We start from the raw sequence: 18,009 nt of genomic DNA, 5'->3' as shown, positions 1-18,009 counted from the left end.
CTGATTCGACTCTGCGGCGCTACTGCCCCTGTCGGTACACGTCCAGCCGCCCGCACATCCCGAACCGGCCCCGCTCACAGGGCTGTTCGGCCTGTACGACGGCGTCGGCGAGGTGACCGGCATCGCCCCGTTCGAGGCGGTCGAGCTGCTCCCCCGTGGCCGCGGCGGCCGCCCGGGCGCCGCGCTCCCAGCGGGCACGCCAGTCGGCGAGCCGGGGCCGTACGAGAGCGGCGGCGGCCCGGTGGAAGGCGGCCAGCGGCTCCGGCCCGGTGGCCTCGCGCAGCGCGCGGTAGCCCTCCAGCGCCAGGTCACGGCGGGCGCGGGCGATCCGCTCCCGCTCGGCCTCCGGCGCGTCCGCGGGGACGGTGGTCACCGAGGCGTAGGTCTCCGGGTCGGCCAGGTAGCGCGGCGGCAGCGTCAGCACCGCGTCCCCGGCCTCCGGGAGGCCGCTGTTCTGCATCAGCACGGTGATGCGCAGGTCGTCCTCGTTGACGAGGCGGTGCACGGTGCCCGGCGTGAACCACGCGACCGTGCCGGGCGTGAGAGGCGTGACCTGGTACCCGGAGGCGGTGAGCGTCTGTACCGCACCCCGGCCGCCGGTGACGACGTACCCCTCCGAACAGACCAGGTGCAGATGGGGAGTTCCGCCGCGCACACCGTCGGCGGCCGGCCAGTCGTACACGCACAGCCGCGAGACCGCGACCCCGCCCGGCAGCCCCGCGAACCCGGACTCCCCGCCGCTCACCACGGATGCGCCTCCAGATACTTGGCGATGTCCGCGCGTTCCCAGGCGCCGTTCGCGATCACGACCCGGTAGCGGCGCCGGAGGCTGTCCCCCGGGGCCAGTTCGAGTTCGTCGTGGAAGGCCCAGGAGGGGGCGATGCCGGCGAACGGGTCGTTGCGCACGAACCAGTGCGCGGGGTGGGTGCCGCCCGCGCCCGAGTGATCGTTCTCCGGGGCGTGCTCGAAGACGACGGTGGCATGGCCGTCGGCGCCGTCGTGCTCGCCGGACAGGGCCAGCCAGGACGACTGGGAGCCCATCAGCTCCGGACCCTCGCCCTCGGGGCCGAGGATCCGGCCGTCCCGGAAGGCGCGCGGACCGCGCCAGAACAGGCCGGTGTAGCCCGCCTGTTCGCGTCCGGCGGTGGTCGGGCTGCCGAACCGGAGCGGCTCGTCACGGACGTTGGTGACGGCACTGGACCAGGTCAGCGCCCAGGCACCGGATTCGGGGTCGACGTCATGGACCTCGATGCGCCGCTTCTCCCGCGCCCACAGCGTCCCGTCGTACGGATGCCAGGTCAGCCGCTCCGCGACGACCAGCCGGCCGTCCACCGAGGAGAGCTCGTCGAAGCCGACGTGCCGCATCGAGCCGACGCGCTCCGGGAGGACGAGGTAACCCTCGCCGTGGACATAGGAGTTGCCGCCCCACAGGTTCGCGCCGGACAGGTGCGAGGCGGTCAGGGAGAGACCCTTGTGCCAGCGGTGGTCGTTGGGCCGGTAGTCCGTGACGACGTCCCCGGCGAGGGTGCGGATCGGGTGCAGATAGGGCTTGGGTGCCTCCCAGGCCGCCTCGGGCCGGTAGACGTACGCGAAGAGCTGCACCCCGGTGACCGGCTCGGTCACCGAGATCCGGTCGCCGTGGGTGTGGGTGATCCGCAGTTCGCCGCTCACGCGGACACCTCCTCACTCTCGACCGGCGCCCAGCCCGGAGCGCCTCCGTGCAGGGCCGTGTAATAAGGATCACCGGGACCGATGTCGCCCGCACGCACGGTGGTGTCGGTGAACGCCGACTTGTACAGCGCGGTGATCAGCTCCAGGCTGGTGCGCCCGTCGGCGCCGCTGCTGCGCGGCCGCTCCCCCGCGCGCATGCTGGCGATCAGCTCGCGCAGCTGGGCCAGGTGCGAGCTGGGCACGTCCGGGCCGAAGTCCTGCCAGGCCGCCGCCTCGTCGGCGGGGACGCCCGGGGCCGGCGTGATGCGCCAGTTCTCGTTCGAGTGGCCGTAGAGGTGGGTCAGTTCGACGGTGGCGCGCTCGCAGTCGATGCGGATACGGCTGACCTCGTCGGGGCTGAGCACGCTGTTGACGACGGTCGCCAGGGCGCCGTTCGCGAACCGGACCAGGGCGGTGGAGACGTCCTCGGTCTCCACGTCGTGCACGAGCCGGCCGGCCATGCCCCGCACCTCGCGCCACGGCCCGAGCAGGTCGAGCAGGAGATCCATCTGGTGGATGCCGTGGCCCATCGCCGGGCCGCCGCCCTCGGTCGCCCAGCGGCCGCGCCAGGGCACGGCGTAATAAGCGGTGTCCCGGTACCAGGTCGTCTGGCAGTGGGCGACCAGCGGGCGGCCCAGCGCCCCCTCGGCCAGCAGCCCGCGCACATGGGTGGCGGCGGAGCCGAACCGGTGCTGGAAGACGATGGCCGCGTACGGCCCGCCGTCGGTGCCCTCCTCGGCCTCGACCGCGTCGAAGTCGGCGAGCGACGGCACCGGCGGCTTCTCGCACCACACCCAGGCGCCGGCCCGCAGCGCGGCCACCGTCTGGTCCCGGTGCAGGGTCGGCGGGGTGCCGATGGTGACCAGGTCGGGCCGCTGCTCGGCGAGCATCCGGTCCAGGTCGGTGTAGGCGTGCGGGATGCCGGCCTCGGCGCGGAACGCCTCGACGGCCGTGGCATCGATGTCAACGGCGGCGACGACCTCGGTCTCGCCCTCCGCGGCCAGTTGGGCGAGCGCGGGCAGGTGGGAGCCGCGCCCGATGGCGCCGGCGCCGACGACGGCGGCCCGGATGCGGCGACCGGCGAAGGGGGCTCCGGGAAGGGAGGCAAGGGGCGTGCGGGGCATGGACGTGATCAGCACTCCTCGGGGTGGGGACGGCGATGGGCGCGAACCGTCGCCCGACGTGCAGTGCGCCGCACACGCACCCCGATGTGCGGGAGCAAGCGCTTTCTCCTGGGGAAACGTAAGCGGCGGTGCCCAGGCCGGTCAACACCCCCTCACGACCGTCCGCCCGCCGAACCCCTGTGTCCGCGCCGCCGTCCCGGCCCGCTACGCTGCCGTTGCACACCCATGATCACGCGCGCCCGCGCGCCCGCCAGCCTCTCTCACCCCTGGGACGCCGTACCTTCATGTCTTGGTTCGAATCGCTGATCCTCGGACTCGTCCAGGGGCTGACCGAGTTCCTGCCCGTCTCCTCCAGTGCGCATCTGCGGCTGACCGCGGCCTTCTCCGGCTGGAAGGACCCGGGCGCGGCCTTCACCGCGATCACCCAGATCGGCACGGAGACCGCGGTGCTGATCTACTTCCGCAAGGACATCGGGCGGATCGTCTCGGCCTGGTTCCGGTCGCTGTTCGACAAGGCGATGCGCCGGGACCACAACGCCCAGATGGGCTGGCTGGTGATCGTCGGCTCGATCCCGATCGGCCTGCTGGGTGTGACGCTCAAGGACCAGATCGAGGGCCCGTTCCGCGATCTGCGGATCACGGCGACCATGCTCATAGTCGTCGGCATCGTCATCGGCATCGCCGACCGGCTCGCCGCCCGCGACGAGACGGGCGGCCGGCACCGGGCGCCGAAGCAGCGCAAGACGCTGGAGAGCCTGAGCGTGAAGGACGGCCTGATCTACGGCCTCTGCCAGGCCTGCGCCCTGATCCCGGGCGTCTCCCGCTCCGGCGCCACCATCAGCGGCGGCCTGTTCATGGGCTACAAGCGCGAGGCGGCGGCCCGCTACTCCTTCCTGCTCGCCATCCCGGCGGTGCTGGCCTCCGGCGCCTTCGAGGTCAAGGACTCGGTGAGCGAGGGCCATGTGGCCTGGGGCCCGACCCTGTTCGCGACGGTGATCGCGTTCGCCTCCGGGTACGCGGTGATCGCGTGGTTCATGAAGTGGATCTCCAACAAGAGCTTCATGCCGTTCGTCTGGTACCGCATCGCCCTCGGCGTCGTGATCATCGCCCTGGTCTCGGCGGACGTGCTGAGCCCGCACGCGGCGGAGTCGGCGAGCTAGCAACCCAGGCGGTTCTCGCCCGACGGTTCGGCGGGCGGTTCTCGCCCGACGGTTCGGCGGGCGGTTCTCATCCGGCAGTTCGGCGGGCGCCTCGTCAGGCGGCGAGTGTGCCCTGGTGGAAGTACATCCGCCAGCCGGTCTCCGTCAGCCGCCACAGGGAGCTGCGCCAGACCCGGCGCCCCTGGTTGTCCGCGAAGTACGTCAGGTGGACGACGCCCGGCGCGAGCACGGTCCCGGACATCTCGCTCACCTGGACCGGCGATTCAGGGGACACCGATCCGCCGCTGGTCACCGTGAGGATCGACACCACGTCCCAGCGGCGGCCGGACGCCCCGATCTCGGTGAACTCCGGGTCGAGAAGCTCCAGGACGCGGTCCGGGGAGGCGCGCACGTCGGGATCGAGAAGCCGCAGCTCCCCGTCGATGGCCGCCTGTACCGCGCGCTCGTCCAAGTCCGTCATGCGGGGAGGCTACGGCCCCGGACCGCGCCCGGCACAGCGAATATCCCCCTCGGGATCAGCCGAGCTCGAGCAGCAGTTCCGCGAGTTCCGCAGGCATGGTGATCATGCAGTCGTGGCCGGTGGGCAGTCGCCACACCTGCTGGTCCGCGGGGACCGGACGGCGGACGATGCCTTCCGGTACGTCGGCCACACAGTGGATGTGGGTCCGGGGGATGGCCCCTGCGGCCGGGTTGTCCAGCCGGACCGGTTGCTGGAGGCAGCGCACCGACTCGTCGATCAGCATCGTGCGCAGCCAGGCCAGGTCCGCGGCATCGGTGACCCCGAACAGGCCGTGCGGCGGCGGTAGTTCGGGCAGCGGCGGGACCCGCCAGCCGCTGTCGGAGGCCAGGGCGCCGTCGATCAGGACCTGGCTCACGGGCTGGACGTCGGCGGCGCTCTCACCGTCCTGCGGGACCATCGCGTCGAGGAACACCAGGTGCCCGACGCGGTCGGGGACCTGGTTGGCCACGGACGAGACGACCAGTCCCGCGTAGCTGTGTCCCACGAGTACGACATCGCTCAGGTCCTGGTCCGTGATCAGCCCGACGACGTCGTCGACGTGGGTGTCGAGGCCGACGTCGGGGCCGAGCAGATGCGCTTTCTCGCCGTGTCCGGTCAGCGACGGCGCGAACACCCGGTGTCCGGCCGCCGTCAGCTTCGCGACGACCCGCTCCCAGCACTCCCCGCTGTGCCAGGCACCGTGCACCAGCAGATACGTCGACATGATCCCGCTCCTCACTGTGGTCGTGACGGTCGCCGATCATGCTTCCGCGCCCGCTCCGGCCGGGGCAGAGCCCCGCCGATCCTGGGGGTGACAGGACCAGGCAGGGGCGCGCGGTCCGCACTACGGTGGCGGGATGACGGACGAACCGAACCTGCTCGGCGCGTACGTACGTGCCCGCCGTGAGCTCGTCACGCCCGAGCAGGTCGGCATCCCCGTGCTCGGGGTACGGCGGGTGCCGGGCCTGCGCCGGGAGGAGGTGGCGATGCTGGCCGGGATCAGCGCCGACTACTACCTGCGCCTGGAGCAGGGCCGCGACCGCAACCCCTCGGTACAGGTCCTGGAGTCCCTCGCCCGGGTGCTGCGCCTCGACGAGGCCGCGACGGCCCATCTGCTGAGCCTGGGCGACGCCGGGCAGCCCCGCCGGCACCGGCGCCGCCGTCGCGCGGAGACGGTTCCGCCCGGCATCGCCCAGCTGGTCGCCGCCCTCTCGCTGCCCGCGCTCGTCGAGGGCCGCTACTTCGACGTGCTCGCCGTGAACGCTCTGGCGACCGCGCTGTCACCGCGTCTCACGGTCGGCGCCAACCGGCTGCGGGACACCTTCCTCGACCCCGCCGAACAGGCTCTCCATCCGGACTGGGCGAACGCGGGCGCCGGCATGATCGCCGGTTTCCGCCGGTCCGTCGGAACCGACGCGGACGACCCCCGCGTCATCGACCTCGTCGGCGAACTCTCCCTCGCGAGCCCCCACTTCCGTCGGCTCTGGGCCCGCCACGACGTGGCCGCCTGCGTGGGTGCGACCAAACACATCGACCACCCCCAGGTCGGCCGCCTGCGCCTGCACCGCGAACGCCTGACCGTCACCGGCACGACCGGCCAGACCCTCGTCGTCTACCACCCGGCCCCGGACACCGACGGCGCCGAGAAACTGGCGTTGCTTGCTTCCATGGCGACCACGGTGTGAGCGGCCCTGGCCCAGGAGGATGGCGGTATGTGCACCCCCCGGGGACGGCGGCGTGCGCGCCGGGGCGGTCGTTCGTCGGGTGGGCGCGGGTGGGTGGCTCATCTCGGCCAACCCTCAACGACCGCCACCTTCCCGGGGGTTGAGGACGCTGTACCGGCTCCGGTGAGGACGAAGGCCAGGACAGGGGCGTACCGCCGTATCCGTGTCGCGACCACCCACCCGGCACATGCCAAGGCTCGGTGCCCCGCCCGCCGTATCGCCCGTGACCAACCCCATACGGTCTGCGTAGCCGCCCGGTAGCGCACGGTCAGTTCTTGCCCCTACGCTGTTCGGTATGTCCCCCGATTCCCGAACCCCTGGTTCCGCGCGGTCCGCTGCCGAGGTCAACGAGCACATCCGGGCGCTGTGGCTGCGTGCGGGCGGAACCCTGTCGGCTCAGGAACGGGCGGAGTACGAGCTGTTGGTGGTCGAGTGGGCCGAGGCGATCCGCGGGCGGATCATCGAGGCGGCCTGACCGGGGACCGGGTTCAGCGCCCGCCGGAGACCCGCAGCACCGCGCCCGTCGTGTAGGAGGCCTCCGGCGACAGCAGCCAGGCGATGGCGGCGGCGATCTCCTCCGGTCGGGCCGGCCGCCCCAACGGGACCGCGGCGCCGATCCGTTGGGCCCGGCCGGGGTCACCCATCGCCGCGTGCATGTCGGTGTCGACGGCTCCGGGGGCAACCGCGTTGACCCGCACCCCGTCCGGTCCGAGTTCCTTGGCGAGGCCCACCGTCAGGGCGTCGACGGCCGCCTTCGTCGCCGCGTAGTGGACGTACTCGCCGGGACTGCCGAGCGTGGCCGCCGCCGAGGACACGTTCACGATCGCCCCGTTGCCCCGGGCGGCCATCAGCCGGGCCGCCCGGCGTGAACACAGCAGCGTGCCCAGCAGATTGACCTCGACGACCCGGCGCAGATCGGCGCTCTCCGTATCCGCGAGTCGCCCCAACGGCCCGGTCACGGCGGCGTTGTTGACCAGTCCGGTGACGGCGCCGAGTTCCCGTTCCGCCGTGTCGAACAGCCGCTCCACATCGGCTTCCACGGCCGTGTCCACCGCTACGACGACGCAGCGCGCCCCGCCCTCGCGCACCCCCTCCGCGACCGACTCGGCGGCGCCCGCGTCCCGGACGTAACCGATCACGAGATCATGCCCATCGGCCGCCAGCCGCAGGCAGGTCGCGGCGCCGATACCGCGGCTCCCACCGGTGACGACCGTGACGGAACGTGCCATACGAGCCTCCTGAGACCGACCGGGCGATGATCTTACGGCCGGAGACGCGCAACCGCCTGGTCGGCCACCGGGCACGGCCGCTCCTCGCACCCCAGCCGGGCCCCGAGCCAGCCGGGCGGGAGGGACAGGTCGTACCGGTAGCCGAGCAGCTCCTCGTCGGTGAGTTGCTCGTCACCCGAATTCGAGGCGGGGTGCCGGCTGCTGCGAAGCCCACCAAAGCGTGACGGTCCCGGGTCCGCACCGGTGTGCCACACTCTGCGGCATGGCGCATGATCACACTGGGACGGCGATGAGCATCGGCCACCGTGACCCCGAACTCAACGAGCGCTTGTCCAAAGGCCTGGACGAAGTCAATTTCCCCGCGACCGGGACCACCGCCGCCGACCAGGGCGCGCTGTCGGTGAAGGTCGTCGACGACGCCGGCGAACTCCTGGGTGGTCTGGCCGCCTGGACATGGGGTGGACTGCTCGGCATCGAGATGCTCTGGATCCGCGAGGAGAGCCGCGGGGACGGCTGGGGAAGCAAGCTGCTTCTGGCCGCAGAGGAGGAGGCACGGCGGCGTGGCTGCGACCGCGCCTGCGTCTCGTCCTTCACCTTCCAGGCCCCGGCCTTCTACCAGCGTCACGGATATGTCGAGACCGGCAGAACTCTGGGGATCCCCGGCGGGGCCGAAGACGTCCACATGTACAAGAAACTGGCTTAGCGAATCCGGAACCAGCCCATTCCGTTCTCAGGTCCGCACTCGGCGGATGGCATCAGGCGCCATGGTCATGGCCCCCGGCAGCCTGAACCGGCCCCGTTGGTCCATGGGAAGTGAACCGTTACGCGCACTACGCTCCTGGGTCGTGCTGAAGACGCGCCTCGACGCTGCTCGGATCCGGGCCGCCCGCCGGATGATCGACCCGGTATTCCTCGACAGTCCGCTGTACCGCTGCGAGGCGCTGGAGCCCGGCCTCGGGTGCACGGTGAGCATCAAGCTCGAGACGGCGAACCCGGTGCGCAGTTTCAAGGCCCGCGGTACCGAAGTCGTCACGAGCCTGCTCGCTGAGAAGGGCTCGCGGGACGTGGTGTGCGCCAGTGCGGGCAATCTTGGCCTGGCCCTCGCCTGGTCCGGTCGCCGCCGGGGGCTTGCGGTGACGGTCGTGGCGTCCCGTTTCGCGACTGCGGTCAAGCTCGACCGCATCCGCGCGTTGGGCGCCAGGCTGGAACTGGTCGACGGCGACCACGAGATGGCTCGCGAGCGGGCGGCGGCCATCGCGCGGTACGACGGCATCCGGCTGCTCGAAGACAGTCTGGACATCGAGACCTGCGAGGGCGCGGCGACCATCGGCCTGGAACTGGTCGACGGCGCGCCGTCGTTCGACACCGTCCTGATCGCGCTCGGCGGCGGTGCGCTGGCCACCGGTGTCGGTCATGTTCTGAAGGCCTTGGCGCCCGAGGTCGAGGTGATCTGCGTCCAGCCGCTGGGAGCACCGGCGATGACCCGCTCGTGGCACCAGCGGCGCGTCGTCACCACCGACTCGACCGACACCATTGCCGACGGCGTCGCCGGCCGGCGTCCCGTCCCGGCCGTCCTGGACGATCTCCTGCTGGTCGCCGACGACGCCGTCCTGGTCCAGGAGGCGTCCATCACCGCCGGTATGCGGATCCTCCTCGAACACGCCGGCCTCGTCGTCGAACCGTCGGCCGCGCTCGGCATCGCGGCGATCCTCGAAGACCGCGCCCGCTTCGCCGGCCGACACCTGGTCACCATCGTGTGCGGCAGCAACGTCGACGTCGGTGCCTACCGCCACTGGGTCGGCATGACCCCCGTCCACAGGCCCTGACCATTGATCTCGACGAGTCCGACGGCGTGACGTCCGGCACGGCAGGCGGCCCTTCGGACTCCGCGGCCTGAGCGCCGAGTCCCCCACGCGTGATCGTCCCGGTGTGCTTCGCCGGGACGGCCGAGGATATGGTCGAACTCGCGTTCTCTTTCGGCCTGCTGGTCGTATGCGTGGCCGAGGTCGGGACCGGTTCGGTTCGAACATCGCCGAATATCACCCGCATATCGCCCGCACCCCTTGGCTGTGGTCGCCCCGTGCCCAACACTGAGCCGATGACGCAGCGCGTGGAGCTCGCGACCGTGATGGACCGGCTGGCCGTGGACGGACTGGTCACCGACTACGCGGTGGCCGTCGACGACGGGGACTGGACGGCGTACCGCAGACTGTTCACCGCGGACGGGCGGGCCGACTACCGGTCTGCCGGCGGGATCGAGGGGGATGCCGGGCAGGTGGCCGGGTGGCTCTCGGAGAGCCTCACCCTGTTCTCGATGCGGCAGCATCTGATCGTCAACCGTCAGGTTCGGTTCGGAGTCCTGGAGCACGACGCCGGGGACACCGCCCACCTCCAGGCCGACTACATCAACCCCATGCGGTTCGCAGGCGGCGACGGCGCCTCCACCGCCCCGGACTTCGTGTGCGGCGGCCGCTACGCCTTCGCCTTCCTGCGCACCCGGGACGGCTGGCGGCTGCGTCAGGTGGTCGTCGAGGAGAAGTGGCGCAGGATGAGCGACCAGCGCACGGCGGTCGTACCGGACTGACCTCGCGCCCACGCCCCCTGTCGGAGGTCCCCGCCGGTCCCGCACACTGGAAGGCCCCGCGGGCAGGAGGCGACGCATGAGGACCGTCGAGCACTGGCTCACCTCCCCTTGGCGGCGTTCCTGCGTGGCGGCGCTCGCGGGCGCGCTGCCCGTACTCGCCTTTCCCGCACCGTCGCTGTGGTGGTTCGCCTACGTCGCCCTGGTCCCCTGGCTGCTCCTGGCCCGCTCGGCACCGACCGGGCGGCGGGCGGCGTACGACGGCTGGTGCGGCGGGTTCGGGTTCATGGTCGCCGTGCACCACTGGCTGCTGCCGAGCCTGCACGTCTTCATCTTCCTGATCGCCGGCCTGCTGAGCGTGCTCTGGGCACCCTGGGGCCTGCTCACGCGCCGACTGCTGGGCGGGACGCCGTCACCGGGGCGGGCCGCGACCGCGGTGCTGGTGCTGCCGTCGGGTTGGCTGCTGGTGGAGCTGGTGCGGTCCTGGCAGGGGCTGGGCGGCCCGTGGGGCATGCTCGGCGCCACCCAGTGGCAGGTGACGCCCGCGCTGCGGCTGGCCTCCGTGGGCGGGGTGTGGCTGCTGAGCTTCCTGGTGGTGGCCGTCAACGTGGCGCTGGCGGTGCTCGTCTCCGTGCGCGAGGCGCGGGTGCCGGCGGTGGCCTCGCTCGTGGCCACGGCCGCCGCGACCTCCGCCGCCTGGGTCTGGTCACCGCGCCCGGACGTCGACGGTCACGCCCGTATCGCCCTCGTACAGCCGGGCATCGTCGACGGCACCGACAGCGGTGACCGGCGTTTCGCCCGCGAGGAGCGGCTGACCCGGCAACTGGCCGGGCAGCGCCCCGACTTGATCGTCTGGGGCGAGAGCAGCGTCGGGTACGACCTCGGTGACCGGCCCGACCTCGCCCGGCGGATCGCCGCCCTCTCCCGGGAGACCGGCGCGGACATCCTGGTCAACGTGGACGCCCGGCGCTCCGACCGGCCCGGCATCTACAAGAGTTCCCTCCTGGTGGGCGCGGACGGCCCGACCGGGGACCGGTACGACAAGATGCGGCTGGTCCCCTTCGGCGAGTACATACCGGCCCGTTCGCTGCTCGGCTGGGCCACCTCGGTCGGCAAGGCGGCCGGCGAGGACCGGCGCCGCGGCACCGAGCAGGTGGTGATGAACGTCGGCCACGGACTGCGGATCGGGCCCATGGTCTGTTTCGAGACGGCGTTCCCCGACATGAGCCGGCATCTCGCCCAGGACGGCGCCGAGGTGCTGATAGGCCAGACGTCGACCTCGTCGTTCCAGCACAGCTGGGCCCCCGAACAGCACGCCTCACTGGCCGCCCTGCGGGCTGCCGAGACCGGCCGCACCATGGTCCACGCCACGCTGACCGGCGTCTCCGCGGTGTACGGCCCGGGCGGGGAGCGGCTTGGTCCGTGGCTGGGCACGGACGTCGGCACGGCGCGGGTCTACGAGGTGCCGATCGCCCACGGTGTCACACCGTTCGTGCGGTACGGCGACTGGACGGTGGACGGCGCGCTGCTGGTGCTGGCCGGCTTCTGTCTGGGCGAGGGGCTGCGACTGCGGGCGGTCAGGCTGCGCCGGGGTGCCGCTGAACCTCTCGTACCACCTGCTCGCACAGCTCATGAGTCGCCAGTGCGTCCCGGGCGCTGAGCACCTTGCCGGCGCGGACGGCGTCGAGGAAGGCGAGCACGGCCTGTTCGATGCCGCGCTGCCGGGCGACCGGCACCCAGTCGCCGCGCCGCCGGACCGTCGGCTGCCCCTTGTGGTCGACGACCTCGGCGAGGTTGAGGACCTGGCGCTTGGTGTCCTGACCGGAGACCTCCAGGATCTCCTCCGCCGAGCCGCTGAGCCGGTTCATCACGCCGAGCGCGGTGAAGCCGTCCCCGGACAGTTGCAGGACCACGTGGTGCAGCAGGCCCTCGGCGACCCGAGCGCGGACGGTGACGTCGTCGACCGGGCCGGGGGCCAGGAAGCGGAGGGTGTCGACGACATGGATGAAGTCGTCGAGGATCATCACGCGGGGTTCCTCGGGCAGCCCGATGCGGTTCTTCTGCATCAGGATCAGCTCGCGCGGGTGGTCGGCGCACTGGACGTAACCGGGGGCGTGGCGCCGGTTGAAGCCGACGAACAGCGACACGTTGCGCGCCTCGGCGAGCGTCACCAGGCGCGCGGAGTCCTCGAGCCGGTAAGCGAGGGGCTTGTCGACGTACGTCGGTACGCCCGCCTCCAGGAGCCGGGTGACGATCTCGGGGTGGGCGACCGTGGCCGCGTGCACGAAGGCGGCGTCGAGATCCTGGTCGAGGAGGTCGTCGAGGGTCGCGTGGCGGCGGTCGGCGGGCAGCCGGAGACTGTCGGCGACCTCGGTGAGGGTGGCCGGGCTGCGGGTCTGGAGATGGAGTTCGAGGCCGGGCCGGGCGCCCAGCACCGGCAGATACGCCTTCCTCGCGATGTCGCCGAGTCCGATGCAGCCGACCTTCACTGACGCTCCCCTAGCAGTTGCCCACGTGCCTGTCCGGAAGCATACGGGCCGATAATCCGTGGTGGGATCGGACGGGGTGGGCGAGGATGCCGGGCATGACGACCGAACGCCGTTCCCCCGCCGTCGACGCCGACGAACGCACCATGCTGGAGGGGTGGCTGGAGTTCCACCGGCAGACCCTCGCGACAAAGTGCGCGGGCCTGACCGACGCCCAGCTCGCCATCGCCTCCGTGGCGCCGTCGCCGCTGTCGCTCATGGGGCTGGTGCGGCACATGGCCGACGTGGAGCGGTCCTGGTACCGCAGGGTTCTCGCCGGCGAGGCCGCGCCCCCGCTCTACTGGAGCGACGAGGACCCTGACCGCGAGTTCCATCTCGGCGAGGGGGACACCTGGCAGGAGGCGTACGCGAGCTGGCAGGCCGAGATCGAGACCGCCCGGCGCAACGCGGCCGACTTCGGCCTGGACGACCTCTCCAAGGGCCGCAGCCGGCACACCGGGGAGCAGATCAGCCTGCGCTGGATCCACACCCACATGATCGAGGAGTACGCCCGGCACAACGGCCACGCCGACCTGATCCGGGAACGCATCGACGGCGCGACCGGCGACTGACGTCAGCCTCGCGTCCGCCAGCCCCCCGTACGGGGCACGAGATCACCCGTGCGGGGCACCAAACTCCTGTCGGCGGTGTCAACCTCCGCGCGGACCCAGCAGAGTTGCGCGGGTGCATCGAACGACGACCACCGCAGCGCTTCTGGTCACCGTGACCGTCTCGGCCCTCACCGGCTGTGTGACGGTCCAGCGTCCGGCGGCGCCCGGCGCGCCGCCCGGTACGGCGCCCTCGCAGCCGTCGGTGCCCCGCCCGGACGGCACCGCCGAGCCCCGGGTGGTGCAGGCGCCGGTCAAGGAGGCCCTGGAGATGGTCGGCCCGTCCAGCCCGGCCCACCGGACCACACCGACCACCGCCCACCTCCCCGCGCCCCCGCCACCTGCCCGCCACCGTTCCCCCGCCCCGCGCGCTGCCGCCCCGCAGCCCCGCCCACAACGGACCCGCAGCCCACAGCCCGAGATCCCCGGTCTCTCCGGGTCCGTACCGAAGCCCCCGGACGTGTGCGCCCTCGGCAGGCAGTACGGCGGCTGGCCCTCGGACAGCCCCGAGGCACAGATCTGCGCGCAGACGTACAGGCGTTGACGGACCGCACGAGAACACGGGCGGCTGAGAGCCGCCCTCGGCGAGAAACGCGCGCGACACGGGAGCCGGTACGGCACGGGAGCCATCACGCCGGACACCACGGGAGCCGGAGGCGACGGGACGGACGGTAACGGGACCGGCGGTAATGGGACCGGCGGTGACGGGACCGGCGGCGGTGGGACCGGCGGTGACGGGACCGGCGGCTGCGGTGGTCGGGCGGAGGGGCTAGTTCGGCCGTTGCCGCGGTGGACCCCAGGAGTCGCCGTTCGGTGTGTCGTCCTCGCCCAGCCGCAGCTCCAGGCGGCTGATCTCGGCCCGCACCCCGTCGCCGTACCTGTCGTCGCCGAGGGCGGCGACGGCCGCGCCGCGGGCCCGGCGCAGATGGGTGCGGGCGGCCTCGGTGCGGCCGAGCTTGACGTAGTCGGCGGCCAGGTTCAGATGCAGCGAGGGGTAGAAGCCGCGCAGCCCCTCCGCTCCCTCGGCCTCGTCCGCCGCCGACAACGCCCTCAGGTCCCAGGCGAGTTCGTCGGACGGGTCGTCCTGGGTGTCGGCCAGATAGTGGGCCAGGGTGCAGCGGTGCAACGGCTCGCCGTGTTCGCCGAGCTCGGCCCACAGGTCGAGCAGGCGACGGCGGGCCTCCTCCCGGTCCCCGGCGTGGTGCAGCATCACGACCTGCCCGATCCGTGTGAGCACGGCATCGGGTGCCGTGCGCTCCTGTCGCTCCGCCACCGCGTCCTCCGAGCTCTCCGGCTGTCTCCGACGACGCTAACCGCCACTGGGCTCCGCAGAGCCATCCGACCCACCCCGAGCCCGACGTGTCCCCACCCGCCGGCACACCGGCCGCACCACGCGGCCCCGCCCTCGTCGGCCCGATGCTCCCCCGGCGCCGACGCCCCCGCCGGCCGGCACCCCCCGTAGGGCCGGCACCCCGGCCGCGCGCTCAGCCCAGGTTCGGGATGCGCCAGTCGATCGGCTCGTGGCCCTGCGCCGCCACCGCCTCGTTGATCTGGGTGAAGGGGTGGGAGCCGAAGAACTTCTTCGCGGACAGCGGGGACGGGTGGGCGCCCTGGACCACCACGTGCCGGGTCTCGTCGATCAGGCGGAGCTTCTTCTGCGCGTAGCCGCCCCACAGGACGAAGACGGCCGGGTCGGGCCGCTCGGCGACCGCGCGGATCACCGCGTCCGTGAACTTCTCCCAGCCCTTGTTCTTGTGCGAGTTGGCCTCACCGGCGCGGACCGTGAGCACCGCGTTGAGCAGCAGCACGCCCTGCTGGGCCCACGGCATCAGATAGCCGTTGTCCGGGGTCTCCTCCCAGCCCAGCTCCCCCTTCATCTCCTTGTAGATGTTCCGCAGGGACGGCGGGATCTTCACTCCGGGGCGGACCGAGAAGCACAGGCCATGGCCCTGGCCCTCGCCGTGGTAAGGGTCCTGACCGAGGACGAACACCTTGACCTGGTCGAACGGCGTCGCCTCCAGCGCGGCGAAGACCTCCTCGCGCGGCGGGTAGACAGGGCCGTTCGCCCGCTCCTCCTCGACGAACTCCGTCAGCTCCTTGAAGTAGGGCTGCTGCAGCTCGTCGCCCAGAACCCCGCGCCAGGACTCGGGCAGCATGGCGATGTCGGTCACGTCAACGTCCTCACGATGTGCGGTCACTTGCAGTTCCTGCTGATGCCCAAGAACCTACAGGCGGCCACTGACAGTCGTCCTCGCACGCCGGTTCACCAGCTGGTCTTGCGGTGCAGCTCCCACATCATCATGATCGTCGACGGGTCGAGCGCCTGCTCGCCGCCGGAGATGTCGTCGCTGGCCGCGATGTACTGCCGCCCCTGCCACAGCGGGATCAGCCGGGCGTCGTTGACGAGGATCTGCTGGGCCTCCTCGAACGCCTTGACGACCTCGCCGCGGTCGCTCTGGGTACGCGACTCGGGCAGCAGCTTGCCGGTGATCACGGGCGCCGGGTACGGCGTCCCGAGGGCGTTCTGCTCGCCGACGAACGGGGCGATGAAGTTGTCCGCGTCGGGGAAGTCCGGGAACCAGCCGCGCCCGAACACCGGGTACTCGCCCTTCTGGTAGCCGACGACGTAGGTCTTCCACGGCCGGCTTCTGAGGGTGATGGTGAACAGCCCGGAGTCGTCGAGCTGTTGCTTGAGCTCCTGGAACATCCGGCCGGTCTCGGAGCCGTAGCGGTCGGTGGTGTACCAGAAGGTGAGCGGGACCCTATGGGTGATGCCGGCGTCGGCGAGGATCTTGCGGGCCTTGGAGGTGCTGGGGTCCCCGTAGTTGTCGAAGAAGCCGGTGGTGTGGCCGGTGAGGCCCGCCGGGACCATGGAGTAGAGCGGGTCGACGGTGTCCTTGTAGACGGTGTGGGCGATCGCGGCGCGGTCGACGAGCTGGGCGACGGCCTTGCGCACGGCGGGCACCTTCGCCCACGGGTCCCTGGGGTTGAACACCAGGTAGCTGATGTCGGTGCCGGTGCCGTCGACGAGTTGCAGGTCGGTGTCGGTGTGCGCCTCCAGGGCGACGATGTCGGAGGCGGCGAGGCCGCGGTAGGTGACGTCGATGTCCCCGGACCGCAGGGCCTTGACCATGGTGGCCGAGTCCTGGAAGTAGCGGATGGTCACCGCGTCGTTCTGCTGGTCGGCGAAGCCCTGGTAGCGGTCGTTGCGGACGAGTTCGGCCCGCTTGCCGTCGTCGTACGACTTGAGGGTGTACGGCCCGGAGCCGTGCACCGAGTCGTCCTTGCGCAGCGACTTCGCGGGGTAGTCGTCGGGGTCGACGATCGACATGGCCGGGGTGGCGAGCACGAACGGGAAGGTGGCGTCGGCCTTGTCGAGGTGGAAGACCACCTCGCGGTCGCCGAGCGCCTGCACCCGGTCGAGGCTGCCGAGCAGTCCGGCGGGTCCGCTGGGCGCGTTGATGGTCCGGATCCGGTCGATGGAGTACTTGACGGCCTCGGCGTCGAGCGGGTCGCCGTCGGCGAACTTCAGGCCGGAGCGCAGTTCGCAGCGGTAGGTGCGGTTGCCGGAGTCCGTGAAGGCGCAGTCGGCGGCGTCGGGCTGCGGGGTGGTGGCACCGTCGGGGTAGGCGAGCAGGGTCTGGTAGATGTTCCGGAACAGTTCCCAGGAGCCGTCCCAGGAACCGGCGGGGTCGAGGGTGCTGGGGGCACTGGTGGTCCCGACGACGATCGGTCCGCTGTCACCCGTACTGCTGCTGGAGAACACTCCACAGCCGGCCACCAGGGCTATGGACGCGACAGCGGCCACTTTTCGAAGGCCTCGGTTCCGGTTGAACACGCGCTCGCTCCTCGATCCGCCATACCAGGGGTCGGCGGCAGACCATACCGCAGCGTTGTCCTCCTTGAACCGCCCCGGAAACACGGGCGTTGATCGAATGTGCTATGACGACGTTGTCATTCAGCTGTGCGGATCTTGTACGGCGGTCCGGGCGTCGTTTCCGTCGTTTCTCGGACGAAATGTCTGTGACGAAGACGACGCCCGGAGGCGGGCCGGACGGCCTGTGGTGCCGTCAGGCCACGCCGGCGTTGAGGAAGATGCCGCCGTCGACCACGAGGGTCTGGCCGGTGACCCAGTCGGACTGCTCCGACGTCAGGAACGCGGCGGCGCCGCCGATGTCGGAGGGCACGCCGAGCCGCTGGAGCGGGTAGCCCGCCGCGGCCTCCGCCTCCCGGCCCTCGTAGAGAGCCTCCGCGAACTTGGTCTTGACGACCGCGGGGGCGATCGCGTTGACCCGGACGCCCGGCGCGAACTCGTGCGCCAGCTGCTGGGTCAGGTTGATCATCGCGGCCTTGCTGATGCCGTACGCGCCGATGAACGGCGAGGCCGAAAGACCGGCGACGGAGGCGATGTTGACGATGGCGCCGCCGTTCTCCTTCTGCCAGGCGTGCCAGGTCTTCTGGGCGAAGCCGAGGGCCGAGACCACGTTGGTCTCGAACACCTTGCGGGCCACGTCCAGGTCGACGTCGGCGATCGGGCCGAACACCGGGTTGGTGCCGGCGTTGTTGACCAGGAAGTCGACGCGGCCGAAGGCCTCCATGGTGCGGTCGACGACCTCGCTCTGGTGGGCCAGGTCGTGGGCCTTGCCGGCGATGCCGATGACGCGCTCGGAGCCCAGGCTCTCCACGGCCTCCTTGAGCGCGTCCTCGTTGCGGCCGGTGATGGCGACCCGGTCGCCTCGGGCGATCAGCGCCTCGGCGACGCCGTAGCCGATGCCGCGGCTGGCGCCGGTGATGATGGCGACCTTGCCGGACAGCTCGGGCAGTTCAGTCATGTCCGTGATCCTCGATA

General features: G+C 71.6%; 20 protein-coding genes. 9 read left to right on the top strand and 11 right to left on the bottom strand.

All coding sequences use genetic code 11. The features are described 5' to 3' along the window. Positions 1–19: 19 nt before the first annotated feature. The 3 genes from ABZ642_RS37975 to ABZ642_RS37965 are packed head-to-tail and all read right to left on the bottom strand — an operon-like array spanning position 20 to position 2,834. Positions 20–748: a cupin domain-containing protein gene (locus ABZ642_RS37975; protein ID WP_360493293.1), complete on the bottom strand. Its 729-nt coding sequence runs from the start codon at positions 746–748 to the stop codon at positions 20–22. Then, positions 742–1,671 carry a PmoA family protein gene (locus ABZ642_RS37970; RefSeq protein WP_360493290.1) on the bottom strand — a complete coding sequence of 310 codons (930 nt, stop codon included), beginning with the start codon at positions 1,669–1,671 and terminating at the stop codon, positions 742–744. The genes ABZ642_RS37975 and ABZ642_RS37970 overlap by 7 nt, the downstream gene beginning before the upstream one ends. Further along, on the bottom strand, positions 1,668–2,834 hold the full coding sequence (locus ABZ642_RS37965; protein ID WP_360493288.1) for a Gfo/Idh/MocA family oxidoreductase: 1,167 nt from the start codon (positions 2,832–2,834) through the stop codon (positions 1,668–1,670). Before ABZ642_RS37965 ends, ABZ642_RS37970 begins: the two co-directional genes overlap by 4 nt. Positions 2,835–3,118: 284 nt before the next feature. On the opposite strand from ABZ642_RS37965, the gene ABZ642_RS37960 reads away from it, so the two are divergent. After that, positions 3,119–3,994 (top strand): undecaprenyl-diphosphate phosphatase, encoded by an 876-nt coding sequence (locus tag ABZ642_RS37960; RefSeq protein WP_360493285.1) that lies wholly within the window; start codon positions 3,119–3,121, stop codon positions 3,992–3,994. 94 nt (positions 3,995–4,088) lie between these two features. On the opposite strand, the gene ABZ642_RS37955 is transcribed toward ABZ642_RS37960, so the two are convergent. Both ABZ642_RS37955 and ABZ642_RS37950 read right to left on the bottom strand, forming a co-directional pair. Then, the gene (locus ABZ642_RS37955) at positions 4,089–4,454 is read right to left on the bottom strand and encodes a DUF4440 domain-containing protein (RefSeq protein WP_360493282.1); all 366 of its coding nucleotides are present in this window, start codon (positions 4,452–4,454) and stop codon (positions 4,089–4,091) included. A 55-nt stretch (positions 4,455–4,509) separates the two neighbouring features. Next, positions 4,510–5,217 carry an alpha/beta fold hydrolase gene (locus ABZ642_RS37950; RefSeq protein WP_360493279.1) on the bottom strand — a complete coding sequence of 236 codons (708 nt, stop codon included), beginning with the start codon at positions 5,215–5,217 and terminating at the stop codon, positions 4,510–4,512. A 133-nt stretch (positions 5,218–5,350) separates the two neighbouring features. Between ABZ642_RS37950 and ABZ642_RS37945 the strand changes: the two genes are divergently transcribed. Further along, positions 5,351–6,178 (top strand): helix-turn-helix transcriptional regulator, encoded by an 828-nt coding sequence (locus ABZ642_RS37945; protein ID WP_360493276.1) that lies wholly within the window; start codon positions 5,351–5,353, stop codon positions 6,176–6,178. A gap of 334 nt (positions 6,179–6,512) precedes the next feature. Beyond that, a complete protein-coding gene (locus ABZ642_RS37940; protein WP_360493273.1) occupies positions 6,513–6,692 on the top strand; it encodes a hypothetical protein in 180 nt (59 codons plus the stop codon). Positions 6,693–6,705: 13 nt separating this feature from the next. Here the strand turns inward: ABZ642_RS37940 and ABZ642_RS37935 are convergent, their stop codons facing one another. Next, positions 6,706–7,446, bottom strand: a complete 741-nt coding sequence (locus ABZ642_RS37935) for an SDR family oxidoreductase (RefSeq protein WP_360493270.1) — start codon at positions 7,444–7,446, stop codon at positions 6,706–6,708. Between the two features lie 262 nt (positions 7,447–7,708). On the opposite strand from ABZ642_RS37935, the gene ABZ642_RS37930 reads away from it, so the two are divergent. The 4 genes from ABZ642_RS37930 to lnt all read left to right on the top strand — a co-directional run bounded on the left by ABZ642_RS37930 (position 7,709) and on the right by lnt (position 11,687). After that, complete coding sequence (locus ABZ642_RS37930; RefSeq protein ID WP_360493267.1) at positions 7,709–8,149, top strand: GNAT family N-acetyltransferase; 441 nt, start codon at positions 7,709–7,711, stop codon at positions 8,147–8,149. Positions 8,150–8,291: 142 nt separating this feature from the next. Then, positions 8,292–9,272, top strand: a complete 981-nt coding sequence (locus ABZ642_RS37925; RefSeq protein ID WP_360493264.1) for a pyridoxal-phosphate dependent enzyme — start codon at positions 8,292–8,294, stop codon at positions 9,270–9,272. A gap of 272 nt (positions 9,273–9,544) precedes the next feature. Continuing rightward, positions 9,545–10,030: a nuclear transport factor 2 family protein gene (locus ABZ642_RS37920; RefSeq protein ID WP_360493261.1), complete on the top strand. Its 486-nt coding sequence runs from the start codon at positions 9,545–9,547 to the stop codon at positions 10,028–10,030. A gap of 76 nt (positions 10,031–10,106) precedes the next feature. Then, a complete protein-coding gene (lnt, locus tag ABZ642_RS37915) occupies positions 10,107–11,687 on the top strand; it encodes an apolipoprotein N-acyltransferase (protein ID WP_360493258.1) in 1,581 nt (526 codons plus the stop codon). Here the strand turns inward: lnt and ABZ642_RS37910 are convergent. After that, positions 11,605–12,516 (bottom strand): Gfo/Idh/MocA family oxidoreductase, encoded by a 912-nt coding sequence (locus ABZ642_RS37910; protein ID WP_360493255.1) that lies wholly within the window; start codon positions 12,514–12,516, stop codon positions 11,605–11,607. The two genes, lnt and ABZ642_RS37910, sit on opposite strands and share 83 nt — an antisense overlap. A gap of 95 nt (positions 12,517–12,611) precedes the next feature. Between ABZ642_RS37910 and ABZ642_RS37905 the strand changes: the two genes are divergently transcribed. Together ABZ642_RS37905 and ABZ642_RS37900 are read left to right on the top strand one after the other, a co-directional pair. Then, positions 12,612–13,124, top strand: coding sequence for a DinB family protein (locus ABZ642_RS37905; RefSeq protein WP_360493252.1), 513 nt, complete (start codon positions 12,612–12,614; stop codon positions 13,122–13,124). A gap of 112 nt (positions 13,125–13,236) precedes the next feature. After that, positions 13,237–13,704, top strand: coding sequence for a hypothetical protein (locus tag ABZ642_RS37900; RefSeq protein WP_360493249.1), 468 nt, complete (start codon positions 13,237–13,239; stop codon positions 13,702–13,704). Between the two features lie 225 nt (positions 13,705–13,929). Here the strand turns inward: ABZ642_RS37900 and ABZ642_RS37895 are convergent, their stop codons facing one another. From ABZ642_RS37895 to ABZ642_RS37880, 4 genes are all read right to left on the bottom strand, one after another. Beyond that, entirely contained in the window at positions 13,930–14,433 is a 504-nt protein-coding gene (locus ABZ642_RS37895) for a hypothetical protein (RefSeq protein ID WP_360493246.1), read from the bottom strand. 211 nt (positions 14,434–14,644) lie between these two features. Continuing rightward, a complete protein-coding gene (gene ung / locus ABZ642_RS37890; RefSeq protein WP_360493244.1) occupies positions 14,645–15,331 on the bottom strand; it encodes a uracil-DNA glycosylase in 687 nt (228 codons plus the stop codon). A gap of 92 nt (positions 15,332–15,423) precedes the next feature. Further along, positions 15,424–16,998, bottom strand: coding sequence for an ABC transporter substrate-binding protein (locus tag ABZ642_RS37885; protein ID WP_360493241.1), 1,575 nt, complete (start codon positions 16,996–16,998; stop codon positions 15,424–15,426). A 232-nt stretch (positions 16,999–17,230) separates the two neighbouring features. Next, positions 17,231–17,992: an SDR family oxidoreductase gene (locus ABZ642_RS37880; RefSeq protein ID WP_360493238.1), complete on the bottom strand. Its 762-nt coding sequence runs from the start codon at positions 17,990–17,992 to the stop codon at positions 17,231–17,233. Positions 17,993–18,009: the final 17 nt, after the last annotated feature.

This window comes from Streptomyces sp. NPDC007157, assembly GCF_040634235.1.
In the GTDB taxonomy this organism is placed as follows: Bacteria; Actinomycetota; Actinomycetes; order Streptomycetales; family Streptomycetaceae; genus Streptomyces.
Note: the sequence above shows the minus strand (reverse complement) of the source record. Positions and strands in the feature narration are given on the sequence as shown.